General features: G+C 46.9%; 12 protein-coding genes and 1 pseudogene. 5 read left to right on the plus strand and 8 right to left on the minus strand.

What is annotated here, in order from left to right:
• Positions 1-118: 118 nt before the first annotated feature.
• The 5 genes from OB236_RS04105 (at position 119) to OB236_RS04125 (ending at position 4,962) form a co-directional block, all read left to right on the plus strand.
• On the plus strand, positions 119-1,003 hold the full coding sequence (locus tag OB236_RS04105) for a PEP/pyruvate-binding domain-containing protein (protein WP_262682893.1): 885 nt from the start codon (positions 119-121) through the stop codon (positions 1,001-1,003).
• Positions 1,004-1,049: 46 nt separating this feature from the next.
• On the plus strand, positions 1,050-2,678 hold the full coding sequence (locus tag OB236_RS04110) for a PEP-utilizing enzyme (RefSeq protein ID WP_262682894.1): 1,629 nt from the start codon (positions 1,050-1,052) through the stop codon (positions 2,676-2,678).
• Positions 2,662-3,990 carry an MFS transporter gene (locus tag OB236_RS04115; RefSeq protein ID WP_262682895.1) on the plus strand — a complete coding sequence of 443 codons (1,329 nt, stop codon included), beginning with the start codon at positions 2,662-2,664 and terminating at the stop codon, positions 3,988-3,990. Before OB236_RS04110 ends, OB236_RS04115 begins: the two co-directional genes overlap by 17 nt.
• A gap of 344 nt (positions 3,991-4,334) precedes the next feature.
• A complete protein-coding gene (locus tag OB236_RS04120) occupies positions 4,335-4,490 on the plus strand; it encodes a hypothetical protein (protein WP_179097412.1) in 156 nt (51 codons plus the stop codon).
• Positions 4,491-4,554: 64 nt separating this feature from the next.
• Positions 4,555-4,962: a cbb3-type cytochrome c oxidase subunit I gene (locus OB236_RS04125; RefSeq protein ID WP_262682896.1), complete on the plus strand. Its 408-nt coding sequence runs from the start codon at positions 4,555-4,557 to the stop codon at positions 4,960-4,962.
• A gap of 208 nt (positions 4,963-5,170) precedes the next feature.
• On the opposite strand, the pseudogene OB236_RS39970 reads toward OB236_RS04125, so the two are convergent.
• The 8 genes and pseudogenes from OB236_RS39970 to OB236_RS04165 form a co-directional block, all read right to left on the minus strand.
• Positions 5,171-5,344: pseudogene (locus OB236_RS39970) on the minus strand (sigma factor-like helix-turn-helix DNA-binding protein); the annotation flags it as partial.
• Positions 5,345-5,380: 36 nt separating this feature from the next.
• Positions 5,381-9,685, minus strand: a complete 4,305-nt coding sequence (locus OB236_RS04135) for a golvesin C-terminal-like domain-containing protein (RefSeq protein WP_262682897.1) — start codon at positions 9,683-9,685, stop codon at positions 5,381-5,383.
• Between the two features lie 214 nt (positions 9,686-9,899).
• The gene (locus OB236_RS04140; RefSeq protein WP_262682898.1) at positions 9,900-11,240 is read right to left on the minus strand and encodes an FAD-dependent oxidoreductase; all 1,341 of its coding nucleotides are present in this window, start codon (positions 11,238-11,240) and stop codon (positions 9,900-9,902) included.
• Positions 11,241-11,318: 78 nt separating this feature from the next.
• Positions 11,319-12,140 (minus strand): carbohydrate ABC transporter permease, encoded by an 822-nt coding sequence (locus tag OB236_RS04145; protein WP_262682899.1) that lies wholly within the window; start codon positions 12,138-12,140, stop codon positions 11,319-11,321.
• Between the two features lie 18 nt (positions 12,141-12,158).
• Positions 12,159-13,049: a carbohydrate ABC transporter permease gene (locus tag OB236_RS04150; protein WP_262682900.1), complete on the minus strand. Its 891-nt coding sequence runs from the start codon at positions 13,047-13,049 to the stop codon at positions 12,159-12,161.
• A 194-nt stretch (positions 13,050-13,243) separates the two neighbouring features.
• Positions 13,244-14,593, minus strand: a complete 1,350-nt coding sequence (locus OB236_RS04155; protein WP_262682901.1) for an ABC transporter substrate-binding protein — start codon at positions 14,591-14,593, stop codon at positions 13,244-13,246.
• Positions 14,594-14,726: 133 nt separating this feature from the next.
• Positions 14,727-16,322, minus strand: a complete 1,596-nt coding sequence (locus tag OB236_RS04160) for a response regulator transcription factor (protein WP_262682902.1) — start codon at positions 16,320-16,322, stop codon at positions 14,727-14,729.
• A complete protein-coding gene (locus tag OB236_RS04165) occupies positions 16,319-18,040 on the minus strand; it encodes a histidine kinase (protein WP_262682903.1) in 1,722 nt (573 codons plus the stop codon). The genes OB236_RS04160 and OB236_RS04165 overlap by 4 nt, the downstream gene beginning before the upstream one ends.
• Positions 18,041-18,121: the final 81 nt, after the last annotated feature.

Below are 18,121 nucleotides of genomic sequence, written 5' to 3' on the forward strand. Positions count from 1 at the left end.
TATAATAGAATGCGCTAAAGCAAGATGGTACCCTTAATGTTAACGTAAATTGTTAATAAATTGTAAACTAAATTTGAGAGGGGTATCTTCATCTCTAATGTATACGGTGACGCTTAACATGGCTGGTCATGAACATATTCAAAAAATTGGATCGAAAGCGCTGCAGCTTGCAAAATTGACAGGACAAAACGTTAAAGTTCCATGTGGTTTCGTCATTACTTCGAATGCATTGGAACGTTTTCTGGAAGCAAACGGTCTGCGGACCCCCGAGCTCATAGTGGATTTCGAAAATAGGCTAATCGAGGCACGGCTGCCAGAGGATGTTTATGACGAAGTAGCAGCATCCTTTGAGTCCATGCGTGGCCAGTCTGGGAGTGGAATGATGGCTGTTGCGGTGCGTTCATCGTCTTCCGCGGAGGATCTTGAGGAGGCCTCGTTTGCGGGGCAGTACGAGACGATTTTGAATGTAACTGACCTGAAGCACTTGCTGAATAGCCTGAAACGTTGCTGGGCCTCTCTCTTCTCCGCAAGGGTTCGGGATTACGCACAGCAAAAAAATGTGAGTTCCGATATGGGCAGCTTTCCTATGGGCGTATTGGTTCAGCAGATGGTGCAAGCGGACGTATCGGGCGTAATTTTCAGCATGAATCCTGTGACGCACAATGAGGACGAGATTATCATTAATGCAAGCTACGGCTTGGGTGAGGCGATCGTTTCCGGTCTGGTCACACCCGATTCTTATGTCATAGGCAAAACCGACGGGCACATAGAGAAAGAGTTGGGATTGAAGGAAGTTAAAATCGTAGCTGCCGACAAAGGAACGGTAGAGCTCACAACAACGGAAGAGGAGCAAAATCGCTTCTGTCTATCCGACGAACATATCGCCGAGTTGGCGGAGCAGACACATAAAATTGAAGTTTTCTACGGGATGCCGGTTGACATTGAGTTCGCAATAAAAGACAGACATATTTACATTTTACAGGCAAGACCGGTTACTACGTAACTACAGTCTGGCAAAATCACAACTAAATTGGAGGGATAGCAACAGTATGGCTATTACAAAAACGTTTCGAAGTGATCTTATGCTACAGGAGGAAGATATAAAACAGGGGTTTTGGGTCCAGGATGACGTTCACCTGTCGCATGCGCTGACGCCGTTGTTCGCCTCATTTATGGTTCCAGCGGTGACGGAAGGTACAAAGGTGGCTTTCGAAAATCTGAAGATGCCCTTGTCCCAATTTCGTTATAAACTGGCTGATGGTCGAATTTATCAGTATACCGTTCCTTATCCGGGCGACCTGCAGAAGCGATTGGGAGAGCATAAGGAAACCATGGGATCGATCCTTCCGATGTTGAATCAGCACCTGAAAAACTATGTGGATCAAGTATTTCTGCCGTTCTACTGGAGTCTGGACGGAGACAGCAAGCGTGCACTAACAGTGGGGGAAGCGAAGGAGAAACTGCTTGGGTTGTTCGATTTTTACCGCAAGGCCTGGCAGCTGCACTTTGAGATTGTCCTTCCGCGTACCGCCTTTATGGCTTTGGAGCAAATGTACGGCCAACTAACAGGAAGTGCTGATACAGTAGTCGTATACGATATGCTGGCGGGGGTCATGAACAAATCGCTCGAAACCGACAGAGAGCTGTGGAAGCTAGCAGATTGGGCTAAGCAGTCTCCGGTACTGGTGGCCGCTTTTGCCGAGGAAGCAACGGAAGTGGGCTACAAGGTGCGGATCGAACAAACAGAGGAAGGCCTTGCGCTGCTGAAACGCCTTCAGGATGTTTTGGAGATATATGGGCAACGCTCAACCAATTCTCACGAGTTTAACGATGAAACTTGGGCCGAGAACCCGGAATACGCACTGCGCATTATCGCCAGGTATATCAAGAAGGATTATGACTTCGACCGTGAATTTGCGGAGACCGTGCGGCAGAGAGAAGCCAAGGCGGAGGAAGTGATCGCAGGCCTCCCGGAAGTGGAATTGAAGCAGACCTTCGTTAGGATGTATCAATGGGCGTTGGATAGCTGGGGCTTGGATGAGGACCATCATTTCTACATTGATGCCATGCTCCCTGCTAAATCACGGCAATTTCTGTTGAAGGTAGGCAGGTTGCTGGTGGACCAAGGAGTCTTGGAAGACAAAAGTGATATTTTCTTCCTCTATCTCGATGAACTTTTGGCTATGCTGTCCGAACCGACGCCGCTGCATGCTCAGATTGAGCAAAGAAAAATGGAGCTTGAAGTGAACAAACAGAAGCAGCCGGCACCTTTCTACGGGACACCGCCTGAAGTGCCGATGGATCCGGCCCTGGAACGGATCTTCGGTGGAAAACCACCTGAAATTCAAGAACAGACGTTTACCGGTTATGCTGCTTCCCAGGGAACTTATACAGGTATGGTTAAAGTGGTTCGCAGACCGGAGGACTTTTCCAAGATACAGCAGGGAGATGTACTGGTCTGCAAGACGACGACCCCGCCATGGACAGTGCTGTTTTCTATCGTGGGAGCAATTGTGACTGATGCCGGCGGGATTTTATCCCATGCGGGCACAGTGGCCAGGGAATACAAGCTTCCGGCCGTTGTGGGCTCAAAGGTCGCAACGTCTCTGCTAAAGGATGGCGACATCGTTACGGTGGACGGTACCAAGGGAGTGGTCCATTTTGGGCAGCAGTCCTAGTTATCGGCTCAGCCTGCTGTCCATCTTGACGGGAACGTTTCTCGTTCCCGTCAATTCCACAATGATCGCCGTGGGTCTGCCGACGATAGCCGGCATGCTGGGCGTGAGTCTGGCGCAAGCCTCGTGGGTGATTACAATTTACCTCATCGTCATGGCTGCTATTCAGCCTATTGCAGGTAAAATGGGCGATTTGTACGGCAAACGGACCATGTTTCTGCTGGGCATGATGCTCTTTCTGATCGCTTCGGCGGCGTGCATGTTTTCGTTCAGTCTGCTGTGGCTTATCATGTTTCGGGCGGTACAGGCACTAGGTGGTGCAATAGCGACCCCGAACGCAACCGCCTTGATACGCGACGTCGTTCCCAGAGAAAGGCTCGGTAAGACGTTCGGAACATTCGGCCTGCTGATGGGCCTCGGGGCTGCGATCGGTCCGCTGGCCGGTTCTATACTGATCGGTGGAGTAGGATGGACCTCGATATTTTGGATCAACATCCCGTTCGCCCTCCTTAGCCTGGCGATGGCTTGGGTTTATCTTCCGCGCACACTCCCTCGGAGCGGCGAAGCGACCCTTGATATTTTGGGGGCGCTTTATATGGCAGCTGGCTTTATCTTGCTGACCCTGGTTGTGACACATCGCGAATTTTTCAACGCATGGACCGCCGTCGCGCTGGCGCTCATCACGATGCTTTTCATTCATCGGGAAAGGCGCTGCAAGGCTCCCTTGATCCAGTTTTCACTGTTCAGGAACCGAATGTTCAGCAGCGCGAATATAGCGATCCTGTTAAGTAACGCGATCATGTACAGCACTATTCTGGTTATGCCTGTACTGCTACAGACGGTCTATCATTATTCCATGCAAACGGTGGGGATGCTGCTGTTTGTTTTCTCCCTGTCCATGTCGGCCTGTTCCTGGATCGGTGGCTCGCTGACCGATCGGCTCGGGAAAAGACGTCTCGTGCTGCTGTCCTTCGCAGTCTCGGCGGTAGCTCTGCTCGGTTACTTAGGCATTTACCTCTACCCGAATATCCCTTATATAGCGGCCGGTTTACTGGTCGGCGGGATCGGTTCGGGTATGGGGACACCGTCCATGCAGGCCGCTTCACTGCAGTCGGTATCCAAGGAGATGTCCGGCCTTGCCTCGGGCATCTTTTCCACGTCACGCTATATCGGCGGCATGGCGGCTTCCGTGATGGTCAGCGTGCTGCCGGATTTCCATGTGCTGTTTTACTGCCTGCTTATTTTGGCGGCGCTGGGTCTACCGCTGTCCGGTGGCCTGGCGGAACGGTCCGGCAGCTCGGCGAAAGCCAATTAGATGGGGCCAATTGACGAATGTTTCATCTCCCCGCTGTTTCTTTTCTTTTTAATGATCTCACGTGTGACAATGAAGGCATATGCACCTTCATGTAAACGTCTTTGTATCTAAACTCCATAAATCCCCTAATTTTATTACCTCCAGATTCGTACTTTTTAACCCTGAATCGTGCGTATATTACTATGACGATCAACGAGCATAAACGAGATTTTAAAAACCTCATGCTCGGTTATGATCGTGAGTAGCGGTTGACGCTTTTCAGAAGGCTTCTTAGGAGTAGACCATTACGGGTCATACCCGAAATGTATGTTAGTATTTACCATTAAAGTAAGGAGGTGATTATTGTGTCAAATGAACAAGATAAGCCTATTTATTATGACGGGAGTGATCTCCATAAAGTACCAAAAAGAGACCCTATTCATGATAAAATCGTATTTCTACCCGTCGCTCAATCGGACCTGATTCAGTTCCCAGTATTTCCGTATGAAATCGAAAAGTAAAGTGCAACTTTTTCTCATTCATGATATTGCAAGTTAGGAATAGTCATTCTGAGGAGGTACGTCAATGGGAGCTACACTTATTAAAATCGCATCCATTTATTTTGTTGTAGGTGTCTGTTTCGGCATGTTTATGTCGATTACTCACAAATTTGAATTCGCTTCGGTTCATGCTCATATCAATCTTGTTGGTTGGGTTTCACTTGCATTAGCTGGTTTGGTCTATAGTGTTTTTCCAAAAGCAGCGGACTCCCGATTAGGCAAATTTCATTTTTGGCTACATAATATCGGACTTCCAATCATGATGATCAGCTTATTTCTTTTAGTTAGCGGTGTTCCTAATACTGAACCTATAGTTGCCGTTGGGGGAACTGTAACAGCTATTGCTGTCGTATTATTTATGCTTAACGTTATCCTTAATGTCCATGCAGCTAAAGATCAAACGATTATTCATAATAAAACTACCACTTTGTAAACCATCACAATTTATCGGATACCTCACCTTCACCTTCATCATACTTTTATCCTACACGGGATAAAAAAGCCGGTTACTCCACCTAAGGGTATGAGTCGTCGGCTTTTTTTGCTGTGATGCTATAGAAGAACATGATTAAAGTCCTTTTACATACAGATGAGAGCCTGCCGTCAAGGCAGGCTCATTAAAGCTTACTATTTTACAACTATCATTTCACCTTATAAAACTCATGATATAGCTTCATCAATGCACGCTTTTCGATCCGTGATACATACGAACGCGAAATGCCCAGCGACTTGGCAATTTCCCGCTGTGTTGGCTCCTCCAAGATGTCCAAATTCCTATGAATTTTTGACTTATCAATCTTCAGCTGCACCAGATCATAGGGAATAACAATAAAAGTACGGTTCAATGCTTACTAATGTGTCACTTGTACAATTATCGTATCACTCGATGTGGCACCCGCATAGTTGACAAGCTCACCGCGATATTCATAGCTGCCTTTTATTTTATTGGTTATCGCTGTCACTGCTGATTGGGCAGAAGGTGTATGGTTCCTCATCGCTTTTGTATAAATAAGAACACCGTTCTCATATAAATGATAAGTTGTTCCGTTGGTTCCCCACCACAGGTTCATGCTGACCTTGAAGTTTCCATCACCATCCCATTTATCAGCCGATAATATCGGTTTGTCTGGTGCTGCTTTTGATACAGTGACAACGTGTGTACCGCTCGTCGTTGTACCGTAGGCATTGATAAGCTCTGCATAGTAGCGATAGGTCCCATTTTTCTTTTCATGAATTCGGGTAGTCACTGCCTGTGCATGGGGTGAGTTGTCTGCAACAACCTTCGTATCGATTAATGCATCATTCTCATAAAGCTTATAAAGGCTGCCATTCTCTCCATACCACATGTTCATTGTAATCTGGTAGCTGCCGTCTTGAATACCTGTATCGTACCCATTGTCATCTGAAAGGGTGATTACACCCGGTTTGGCCTTGCTATTCGATAAGATATTGTTAACAATTGCCGTTGCCGTACCCTTCATACCATGGGAATCAACAAACTCGAAAGTAAAACTGCCATTGTAGTAGAACGTATAGCTGCTTAAACCGCCGTTATTTGTGATGGTTACAGGTTTGTTCGGTGTCAGTGTTGCATACACGGCTTGAGTCGTTGTCGTGGTTGTACTGTAAGCTATGGTTGCCGTTGGGATCACTTTATCAATATTGCTGATCACATAGCTGGTTTCATTGGACAGGTTGCCAGCTGCATCGGTTCCTCTCGCATACACCGTACCATTCTCTGAAACAACAACAGGTGTAAGGTAAGCAGCCCATGTGCCATTGGCACCCACTTTGTATACTTTCTCCATGGCATCTGCCGGATAACTGATTGTTACAGTGACATCGGTGGCGGTCGGTGCTGTCTTATCCGCTGTTAAGGCTGCTTCTGCCGGCGGTGTTTTATCGATCTTAATGATTGTCATGTGCTGGGATTCAATATTACCTGCATTATCCACGCTCCAAAAGCTAAGCGTATGAACGCCTTCCGATGTCAATGTAACCGTCGTGCCGGTTTGCTGCGCACCGCCATCCACTGTGTAATATACAGCTGCAACCCCTGATTCGCTGTCGCTTGCGTTCAAGCTTACGGTTACATCATGGTTTACCCAGCCTGCCGGAGCATTATCTGTTGTCGTTGGTGCTGTCTTATCCACCTGAGTCACTTTCACTTCGGCTTCGGCATAGAGGGACGTCAACGGATTCGAGACACGGATCACCGTGCTGCCAACAGCCAAGGCACGCAGATGTCCTTGGGCGTCGATGGCTGCCACCTCGCTATTGGAGCTGCTCCAAAGCAGAGCTTGATCCGTTGAGTCGTTCGGCGTGATCCCTGCCGTAAACTGATGCGTATCTCCTATGAGCACATTAAGCGTCTGGGTATCCAGGCTGATACCTGTAGCAGGGATGAACTCGAACTTGGCCGCATCCGCGCGAAGGGGCCTGTCATGGGCTGAATTTGCATCCTCGACAATGATGTAGCTGGTAGAGCCGCGCGGCATATCATAGATGCCCAGCAGTTGCCATGAGCCCTGGAGTGTATAAGAATCAACGATCTTCGAATCTGTCTTCACACCATCGATATATATGGAGTACTCGGCTGCTTTGGTCGTATACACGGGAGCCGCGGGTGTTCCCGGTAAATAAACCGATACCCGGTAACGTCCGGGCTGGACGATAGTCGGCGTCCATTTGGCGGAAGCGCCTGTTGGATTCGTGATCGCTCGTGATATGCCGCCGCTATAGCCTTGGAGAACCGTTGAAGTCACCCACTTATTCGTAGCGGTTCCAAGCGGACCATTAACCTCCGTGTATCCCCCGTTGGTACCATAACTATTATAGATCGTAACCCGCTCAATCGGGGGTATCGTTACCTGGATCCTTGCTTCCGCGTAGAGCGAGGTTAGCGGATTTGTGACACGAATCACCGCCTCTCCGGCCCCCGCGGCATTCACTTGTCCCTCGGCATCGACAGTCGCGACTTGATTGTCAGAGCTGGTCCAAACTAGCGTCCGGTCGGTCGCCTCGGCAGGAGTAAACACTGCCGTGAAGGTATGAGTATCTCCAACCCGCAGGTTCAGTGAACCCGTATCCAGAGCAATCCCTGTTGGAGGAATCATCTCCAGCCTGATGACATCCGCCCGCAGTGGCCGATCGTGAGCAGGATTTCCGTCTTCCAGCAGGATATAGCTATTGGCTCCCCTTGGAAGCTGGTACGAACCCAATACCTGCCAGGAACCTTGCAGGGAGAATTGATCGACAGTCTTCGTTTCCTGTTTCACTCCGTTGATATAGATCGAATAGGCAGCCGTTTTGGTCGTATTCACCGGAGCGGCGGGTGTTCCGGGAAGATAAGTCGAGATTCTATACTGTCCTGTCTGGGGAACAGTTGGCGTCCATTTGGCGGATGCACCGGTCGGAATCGTAATCGCTCTCGATATGCCCCCGTTATAGCCTTTGAGCACGGAAGAAGTCACCCATTTATTCGTAGCAGTTCCCAGAGGCCCATTGACCTCTGTATATCCACCTGTGCTGTATCCGGTATACAAAGTGATCGGATCTGTACTGCTCGGTGGAATCTCTTCGATATAAGGAGCTTCCAATCCACCCTTTACGTAAATAGGGTTCTCATCCAGCCGAATTTGCACATAGCCATTCGTCGGTGTTAAAGCATGCGTATTTCCCATGATGTCCGTGACATCAAGGCTATCGTGCGTATAAAGCTTGAGGTCGGCTCCCGTAGGAGCGTACATTACCCGAATATCCTCCGTTCCTTTATGAAACCTGTGAATATATATGCCAGGGAAAACCTCCTCCGTTGCTTGGAAATCCGCCCCGGTTAATTCCCGGGTCATGGTTGCGTAAGCAGCATAGGCAGGCTTAGGAACATAGGCCCCTTTGGCATCATCAGGATTCCGAATCAAACCGAAAGTCCCCTCAAATTCACCCGGAACCGTCGATTTATTTTGCAAATTATAAATATTGATTTTTTGGATGCCATTTGCCAAAGCAGTGACAATTCTTCTGGCTACATAGTTGGCTTGAACATGCTCATCGAAATTAAAGTTGCTGAAGCCTGTCTCGGAAAGATTGATCGGAACGGTTTGATTGTTGTTATAGGTTTTCATTATATTTTTGTGCCTGTTGATATCCTTAACGAAATCCTCAGGATTTCTCGTATACGAATGAAACGAATACTCATCCAAATAATTTAGCGCACCCTTCTGATAGAGCGCTTCCAAAAATGCATCTGAACCCATTTCGCCAAATACAAACCCCGTTATTTTCACATTGGGATAGAGAGGATGAATTTGCTCGTAGGATGTTTTTAACAAATTGTAATAGAAATCCGCTTTCTCTGCCTCCGTGCTAAGTCCCTTACCAAACGAAGGAATATCCGGCTCGTTCCAAATCTCCACCTGACCAACCTCGGGGTATCTGCTCAATAATTGCTTGCCATATTCGGCAAATGCCGCCCTTGCCTCCGGACTCGTTGGCGCATTGCCCCCGTCATATAAATCATTGTATAACGCCAGGGTCATATAGGGCTTGAGATCATTCGATGCAACACGCGACATGAAATCATCATGGTAGGCTTTAAAGTTATATATCCCTTTCGTCGTATCCTCAATGTCTCCCCATCTCAAGGCATCTCTGATATATTTAACTCCCATCTTTCTTGCAATCGGAATCAGAGCTGCCGAGTCCTGAGCAATAAGGTCGGTTCGGGCGGCATGTGTCTGCACGGAAAAATGCGAATCCACCACCTGGCTCAGATCGAAATTCGAAACCACAGCGAACGATGTATCTTTCGTGGCAATAATATTCCCGTTCTGCTTGGCGGTAACAACCAGGTTGAACCATCCCTTTTTACCAGGATTAACAGTGAGCAGGACGCTCCCGCCGCTTACCGCCTGGCTGCCGGACTGTACGATATGATCCCAATAATCGGAATAAACCCAATCAATCGAGTCACCGTCCGTATTGATTTTGAAGCTTTTCGTATCATTTTCGTAGAAAATGTTTCCCACCGTAATTTGCTCGATGGTAAGTGCTGATGCATATGCCACCTGCCTTTCCGAAATAAGGGTGAACCCGCTCCCTAACAGTAGAGACAATACCAGAAATACTGAAACTAGACGAACCAGCATTTTATTCATTTGATGAAAACTCCCTTCAGATAAAAATATCATTTCTCCCGATTGTTAGCGCTTACTTATTTGAGTAACAACTATACTGGAAACGCGGTGCTCACCTTTGCAGACGGATTCTTACCCTAATAGGGCCAAGAAAATCAGAGAATCCGGCTGCAACAGTGATCGGAGGAAGGGTCTGCTTGCGCAGCGCCTCCCCTACTGACGGTTAAATGCGTCTTTACTTACACATTACATATGTTTCCTTAACAGGACCTTCTACGAACTGCCCTCGGGTCTGCAGGACATAACGTATCTCTTCCGCAGAAATGCCGCGAACATCGCTGAAGCCCGATTTGACTGTTAAAGCAGCTGCGGTTCCTGCCGCTTCACCGATGGCACTAATTCCCGACATCACACGATAAGAAGCGTGAGCCTCAAATGTGCCGCTAATGCAGCGCGAGCTTAACAACAGATTGTTTAGTCCTTTAGCGATGAGGCAGCGATACGGAATATGATAATACCCCGGACTTGGCAGCATAGTCATATACTCCTGGTGATTTTTAGCTCCATCAGGATCATGTACATCCACATCATAAGCACAAGCAGCCACCATATCGTCAAACTTGCGTACACCCAGGCAGTCCTCTCCGGTTAACATATAGTCACCGATAACTCTGCGGCCTTCACGAACTCCAAGCTTTGTAAAGATATTCTCGATCTTGGCATTCCGAAAAGCAGGATGCTCCTTAATCGCTTCAACCAATTCCACTACTTGAACTTTCCCTGTTTCAAACGCACGTTCAACTGCTCCCGGAATTGTCGGATCTACATCGCTCACAGCAGTCGAATTAAACAGGAACGCCTTTCCATCCGGGTAAGGGAAGGCCAGAACGCCTTGACGCAAATTAGTGCTGTTCGTTCTCTGTTTCATCGCAAGATAATAGGGTTTGAGCGTCTCTTCCAGCCAAAAAAAGCAGCCCCAGCTAGTAACATCCTTTACTTTAAACAGCGAGGGATCGAATCCGGTAAGCTTGAAGGTGACCGTCGCCATCTGCATCTTTCCATCTTTTGCACGACCCTTTTGAAACTCGGCTCCTGCCAATACAGATAAATTTCCGTCTGCTGTCCCATCAAGGAACACGCGGCCATATACACGAGTTTGTTTAGCTCCTGTGATCGTCAACGAACGAATATTTCCGTCCTCCACCTGTACGCCATCGACTTCGCAGTCGGTCCAAACAGTCAGATTGCGCTCTTTTTGAATTAATCGATGATAGGTTTCTTTCAATTCCTGTTCATCATAGCTGGATACCGTTTCCTCATTGAAGGTCAAGCCTGTGTTCTGATAGGCCTGTGGAAATAATTCCTTGTGAATACCTGTGTTCACACACCGTCCGTCATGATCACGAAATTTGCACACCAAGGCAACGGCTGCATGCACCCCGGTCCCGCCAATTTCACTCATTTTTTCAATAAGCAGCACCTTACAGTTTAATCTGGAGGCCGCTAAAGCTGCGCAAATACCGCCTACGCCTGCCCCGACAATCACAATATCAAAATCGTTAATGGTATCCTTCATGCATATCACTCCTTGTATATGTTCTAAAAATCCGGTGAATAAGGAACTGAGCGGCCCAATATCCTTCACCGGACTTTGTTACCCTTTCAGGCCGCTGCTGGCAATGCCTTCAACAAAGAATCTTTGGAAGACGGCAACGATGATGATGAGAGGAAGCAATGCTGACACAGATGCAGCCATGATTAATGAATAATTAGCACCGTATTCATCCACGAAGCTTGAAAGACCAATCGGCAGCGTAAACAAATCACTAGAACGCAGGAAGATCAACGGGTTCTCATATTCGTTCCAATGCCAGGTAAAGGTAAGGATGAGAAGTGTCACAATGGCAGGCTTCGTTAATGGCAAACAAATTTGCCAATAAACACGCCAGAATCCGGCTCCATCCACTTTGGCTGCTTCAAGCAGCTCGTTCGGGATCGTACTGAAAAATTGCCGCATCAGGAAGGTGCCGAAAACGGTGAAAATCCCGGGTAAAATGACGGCCATATGGGTGTTCACCAAGCCAATCCGATCGAACAGGATAAACCTGGGGACAAGCAGCACCTGGGCTGGGATGATCATCGTAGCCAAGTACATAAGGAAGATAAAGTCTCTTCCCTTGAATTTCAGCTTGGCAAATGCGAACCCGGCCAGTGAGCTGGTGATGATGGAGCCAACCACCGTAATGAATGTGATTTTGGCTGAGTTCCAATAAAACAAGGCAAATTTATATTTGCCGCCCCAAACCTCCTCGTAATTCGAAAGAATCGGTCTTTTGGGAATCCAATCGATCGGGTATTTGAATAAATCGGCTTGAATTTTGAAAGATGAAGAAATCATCCAGATAAACGGAATCATGACCAACACACCCAAAACCAACATAACAAGCGTAACGCTTACTTTTCGCAACGATAACAAGTCTTGAACACTCCTTCATTAAAAATGCTGCTGCCACTTCTTCTGGCCGCGCCATTGAATCAAAGTAATTGAAAAGATAAGGACGAACAAAACCCACGACATCGCTGCCGCATAACCCATTTTATAGTTTTGGAAGGCGGTGAGATAAATATGATACGCAATCACCATCGTTGAATTGATCGGCCCGCCCTGCGTCATCACATTCACAACGGCAAAGACCTGAAAGGTCGAAATGATCAGCGTGACTGCAATTAAAAAGGTAGTTGGCTGCAGCATAGGAATAGTGATTTTGAAAAATTGCCTTATCCCTGTTGCTCCATCAATCGAAGCGGCTTCATATAAATCTTTGGGGATTCCTTGTAGTCCTGCCATATATAGCACCATCGTATATCCGATGTAGGTCCAAGTGACCATAATGATGATCGCCGGCAGCGCCCAAGAGCTGCTTCCCAGCCACCCTGGGACATTCTCAACGCCTAATGATCTCAGGAATGCATTGATCGGACCCTCCTGAGCATTGTAGAGCACGCTCCACACTACAGACACGGCAACCAGACTGCTGACATAAGGGAGAAAAAACAAAGTTCGCAATACACCCTTGGCATACACATGCCGATTCAACAGTACAGCTACTACCAAACCGATCGCCATCGCACTGGGCACCGTTACTCCGGTTAAAATAAGATTGTTGATCAATGCACGCCACAAGTAAACGTCATCCACTAATTTCTGGAGATTGCCAAGTCCGGCAAAGCTAAGCCCGTCAAAACCCTTTAAGTAGTCCCAATCTGCAAAAATCAGTATAAAACTGAACAACAGAGGGAGAATGACGAAGAAAAAAACGCCGAGAAAGTTCGGCAAAATAAACAAATAACCCGCCACTTGTTCTTTCATGTTATGTTTGGACATTCGTCGCATGATGCACCTCATTCAGCTATATTAAATCCATACCTGAATCATAAGCAGTAATGATCCCGAGTGGAATGGCGTGATTTAGGTTGTTACACGGTTGTTTTTAAGATGTAGGGAAATCAGTACACACTTAAAAACCTGACAGAACTTCCTATAGGGAAGTGTGTCAGGTTCTCTTGATCTAACGCTAACTATTTTTTCTCAGCCTTAATCGCTTGATCCGCTCTTGTCTTCATATTCTGGATTGCTTTCTCGAGAGGCTGCACGCCCATTACATATTTCTCGGTTTCCTCGTTAATGATTTTAGTCATTTCCGGTAAAGCGGTGGAAATCGTTTGAACGGGGAACGTGTAATCGCCCTTGATCAGAGCCTTCAGCGAATCCACATTAATCAGGTTTGCTGCATCTTCAACCATGAGATCAGCCACTTTATCCACATCGATCTTCTTGGAGGAAGGCAGACGTCCACCCGGAATCATCAGCAAATTTCCTTCCGTCAGGTACCAGGAAATAAATTGAAAGGCTTCATCCTTGTTGGAAGACGTATTGTTGATGGACATAAAGTCATTAAAGCCCGCCGTATTTACTTTGCCGCCCTTCTCCAACTGTGGCACTGGTGCAAAAATCGTTTTGAAGTCATGCGGAAAGCTTTTGGCATCCTTTACATTTCTAAGCAAATGTGTACCTCCGAAGATCATCGCCGCTTTACCAGTCAAAAGCTCGTTTGGAGGAAGCAGCTTGTTGGCGATGATTTCCGGCCACTTGACGGATAAGCCTTTATCCTGAAGCGCCTTTTGATACTCCAAGCCCTTCTTGACGGCAGGACTGTCGAAGGTGGATAATCCGTCAGCTGTATAGTAGGAATCGGTCGGCTTGTTCTCAAGAATGGCGAAACGTACCATACTATCGTCTGGAACCTTGATAAAGCTGCCCTTCTGGTTCGATGTATTCAGCTTCTCAGCCAGTGCCATATAGTCGTCCCATGTCCATCCCTGAGCGGGAATCTTCTCTCCTGCTTTTTCCAAGGCCGTTTGATTAATCATAACGGAAGATAGCAGCTTCATCGCAGGTAAATAATGCGTTTTCCCTTTGAATGGAACGACATTATCTTTGCCGATAATATCATCCACATTCAGCTTGTACTTGCTAATCAGATCATCTAACGGAAAGGTGACTCCCGCGTTCGCACGGCGATTGTAATTCGTCTCGCCATAGCTGAAGAAGATGTCCGGGGCATCGGAGTTGCTGATAAGAGCCGTATCAAGCTTCGTGTTGCCGCTATCGTCGTTCACATAACGTGTATATTCCACTTGAATATCAGGATGCGCGCTGTTCCATTTTGTAACCACATCCTTGGGCCCGCTCTCTTCAGGAATACCGCCCCAAAGCTTCAATTTAACGGCCTTCTTCGGAGCCGCACTGCTTGTCGTGGTCGCTGCGGCGGGAGATGAGCTTGTTGTGGTGTCGCCTTTTGAACAGCCAGCAAGAACCAAACTGAATGCCATGGTGAGTGATAGTGCGGAAGAAATCGATTTCTTCATATTGGTAAAACCCCTCTCTTACTTGTTTTCATCCGGTTGGAACATCATTAGAATAACAAAGTGATCATTCCTGCGTAATGAAATCATTTAAGATCTTACCAGTCTTATTTTATCGACTTTTTGAATTACCTCTTTAATGAATGTAGCGCTTGCGATATTCCTGCGGGTAGATCCCTTCAATTTTTTTGAACAACTTGGCAAAATAGTTAGGATCGGAATAGCCGATCGCGTCCGCAATCTCATATATTTTAACATTGGGATCCTTGAGCATTTCCCTCGCTTTTTTCATTCGTATACGGATCATATATTCAATCATCGTTTCGCCGGTTTCTTTCTTGAACAAGGAGCTTAAATACGGTTCCGTAAAATTAACTTCCTTTGCCAAATCGGACATTTTAAAAGAAGTACTGTACTTTTCTTCGATCATTCTTTGCACGGCTTGAATTTCGGGGCGAGGCTGATGGACCGTGGTTGCGCGTACATACTCGAAGAAAACTGCAATCCAGCCACTCAACCAGATGCTGATCTCCTGGAAGGACTCCGAGGTTCTCACTACATGGTGAGGATATTTTCCTTCGTAGGGCATGATGGAATAAAGGTCTCCCCCTTTATGCAGCAGGAACACCTCGAAGAGATGTACAATTTGCAGGAAACGTTCCCTGACCAACTCAGGATAGGGGCGGGATATCTTGTCTTCCAAATAGGCATCCGCCATATTCCTGATGGCATTCTGGAGTGCATGCTGGTCCTGCCGGGCCATCAAATCGAGAAATACTTCCTGCGAAGAAACCGGTAAAGCTTGATCAACAAACATCTGCTCTCTGTAGTGAATGACACGATTCGAGTCATCGTAAAATCTCCCCAAAAGTGCTTCTTCCGCAAATCGGTATGCTTCATGCAGGTCGTATACGCGTTCAACAGGGGAATACGTACCGAAATAGACAGGCAGCTTCAGATAACGCTGGATACATTCCGTCATCTCCAGCAGCATCGGCTCCGCCCCCATACCGGATATCATCCCAAAACGCCCTCCATCCAGTTCCACAATGTGACCTTCCTTATATTTGCGCATAATTTCCCGAAGTATATTCATTACGGAAAAACGCAGCAGCTTTTCACTCTTAAAGCGATTCTCCTCGACAACAAACTCGTATCGGTCAATTTTCATTATCGAAACTGTCCACGGAAAGGGCGGAAGCAGCTTTTCATATTCCTGTGAGAGCTCATCCGCTTCCCGTGTAGAGTAACGAATGGTCATGAGATCACGCAAATGCTTTTCAATCGTTATTTCTTGACGAAATTGAAACGCAGTCCGGTTCAGCTGCAGCGTTTCCTCCTGCTTTTTACGTTCATCCTCAATTTCCACCCGGATCTGCTGCAGCTTGGCTTGAAGCTCCTCTGGCTGCATGGTCAGCTTCAATATATAGTCGGAAGCACCCAGCTGCAAGGCACGTTGAACATATTGAAAATCATTATAATTGGATAAAATTAAAATTTTAATGTGTGGATATCGTTCCTTCACTCGTTCCATCAGCGTGATTCCATCCATATTCGGCATGGAAATGTCGGTAATCAACAGGTCACACGGCTTGTCAGCAAGAATGGTAAGCGCATCCAATCCGTCTACAGCCTCACCGATCAATTCAAACCCGAACTCCTCCCAGGGAATAAATGTCTTGAGTCCGAGCCTCACCAGAAACTCATCTTCCACTAATAAAAGCTTTGTCATGCTGAATCTTCCATCCCCCTCCAAGGCAGCCTGATCACCGTCTCCGCTCCCGCATCCAACCTATTGTGCATAAATAGCCCATACGGTTCGCCAAAATGCATGCGTATCCGACTTTGTACATTCTCAAGCCCGATTCCGCTATATTTCCCTTGCCTGATGGGATCGGATCTCTGAGAATCGTCATCGGCAAGCTTACTCTCAGACAGCCCTTGCCCATTATCTGTAATGGTGACGAACAATAAGTCATCTTCATGATAGGCTGTGATGCGGATGACCAGCGGTATTCGATTCCCATGAATGATGCTGTTCTCCACTATAGGCTGCAGGGTGAATTTAAGCATGCGGGCAGACAACAAATTTTCGTCGACATCAATCGACAACTCTATATTATCATTAAAACGAATTTTTTGGAGTGCAAAATAATGCTGTATAAAATCAAGCTCTGCTTTCAATGTGACAACCTCGCTCTCCTGTTTCATACTGTAGCTCAGCATAATACCAAGGGAGGTAATCATATCCGCGACGTTTTTGGCACCTGAGAATAAGGCCAGCCACTTAATCGAATTGAGTGCATTAAACAGGAAATGAGGTGAAATCTGGGCTTGCAGGGCAAGAAATCTCGCTTCCTCTTTTAGCTGCTGCTCTTCCCGAAGCGTTGCAACCATTTCCTTCAAGCTGGACAGCATACGATTGAAGTGGTGGCTCAGCAGTCCGATTTCATCATTTCCTCCCGCCAGAGCTGGCTTTTCAAAATTTCCGGATGATGCTTTCCCCATGGCCTGCACGAGCGAACGAATAGGCTTCATTAATCGAAGCGTAAAGTAGACATAGATGAATAGGAAGCATGCGAATACAATGATAACACTCCATGTCGTCGTGGAACGTACGTTTTTCAATTGCTGCAGCCATGGTTCCTGCAAGGGGATCCACCGCAGCTGCCAGCCTGTTGCTTTTAAGGTTTGTGTAAATAGGGATTGCTCATTACCCGATTCAATCCGGTTCCACAAATCATCCTGTCCCCACAGCAAACGACTCCTATCGGATATCAGGAACTGGGCACGAAAATCCTCCTCTACACCACTGGACCCGAGAAACATCTCCTTGATGGGAAATGCGATAAAGACCAAGCCGTACCCCTTTGTCGTCTCACCCTTAATTAACCGGACCATGGTAATAAAGCCCCCCTCCTGGTTCCCTTCAAGACCTTTAACTTTCAATGAAGGATTGACGTCCCAGGCAGGAGCACCGTTTTTTTCTTTGGCTTGCTTCACGTAATCCGGCATTACTTTAAGAATCGTTTCATCCTGATTTGTCGCATAAATGCTGCCATCCAACCCATAAACTGCAACAACGGCATGGTTGTCCAGTATATAGGCGATCAGATTGTCCATCTTGCTTTGTAGACCAATGACCCTCTGATAGGTTGGGTAATCATCTAAATTAGACAGCCCCGAGCTTCTAAGCAACTGCAAAACATCATAATCGTTAATGAGCAGATTAGAAACATTTAAAGTACGGTTCAACATATCGTCAGCCCGATCCGTAACCCGCTTCAGCACCTGGGTTTGTGTATCGGTCATCGTTTCCATAAATATTTTGTCAGATTGAACGAAGTATAGGTACATCATCAATAGAACGGGAGCCACAATAAATAAGGTAAAAGCAAGTAAAAACTTCAAACGAAGCGAGAAAAATAACTGTCTCTTGTTTATGGTCATTGTTCTCTCCCCCTTTGAAACCAATGACCTCCTCCAGATTGGCAGCAGGCCCTCTATATTTAATATTATAACGCTCCCATT

The sequence above is a fragment of the Paenibacillus baimaensis genome, from assembly GCF_025567575.1.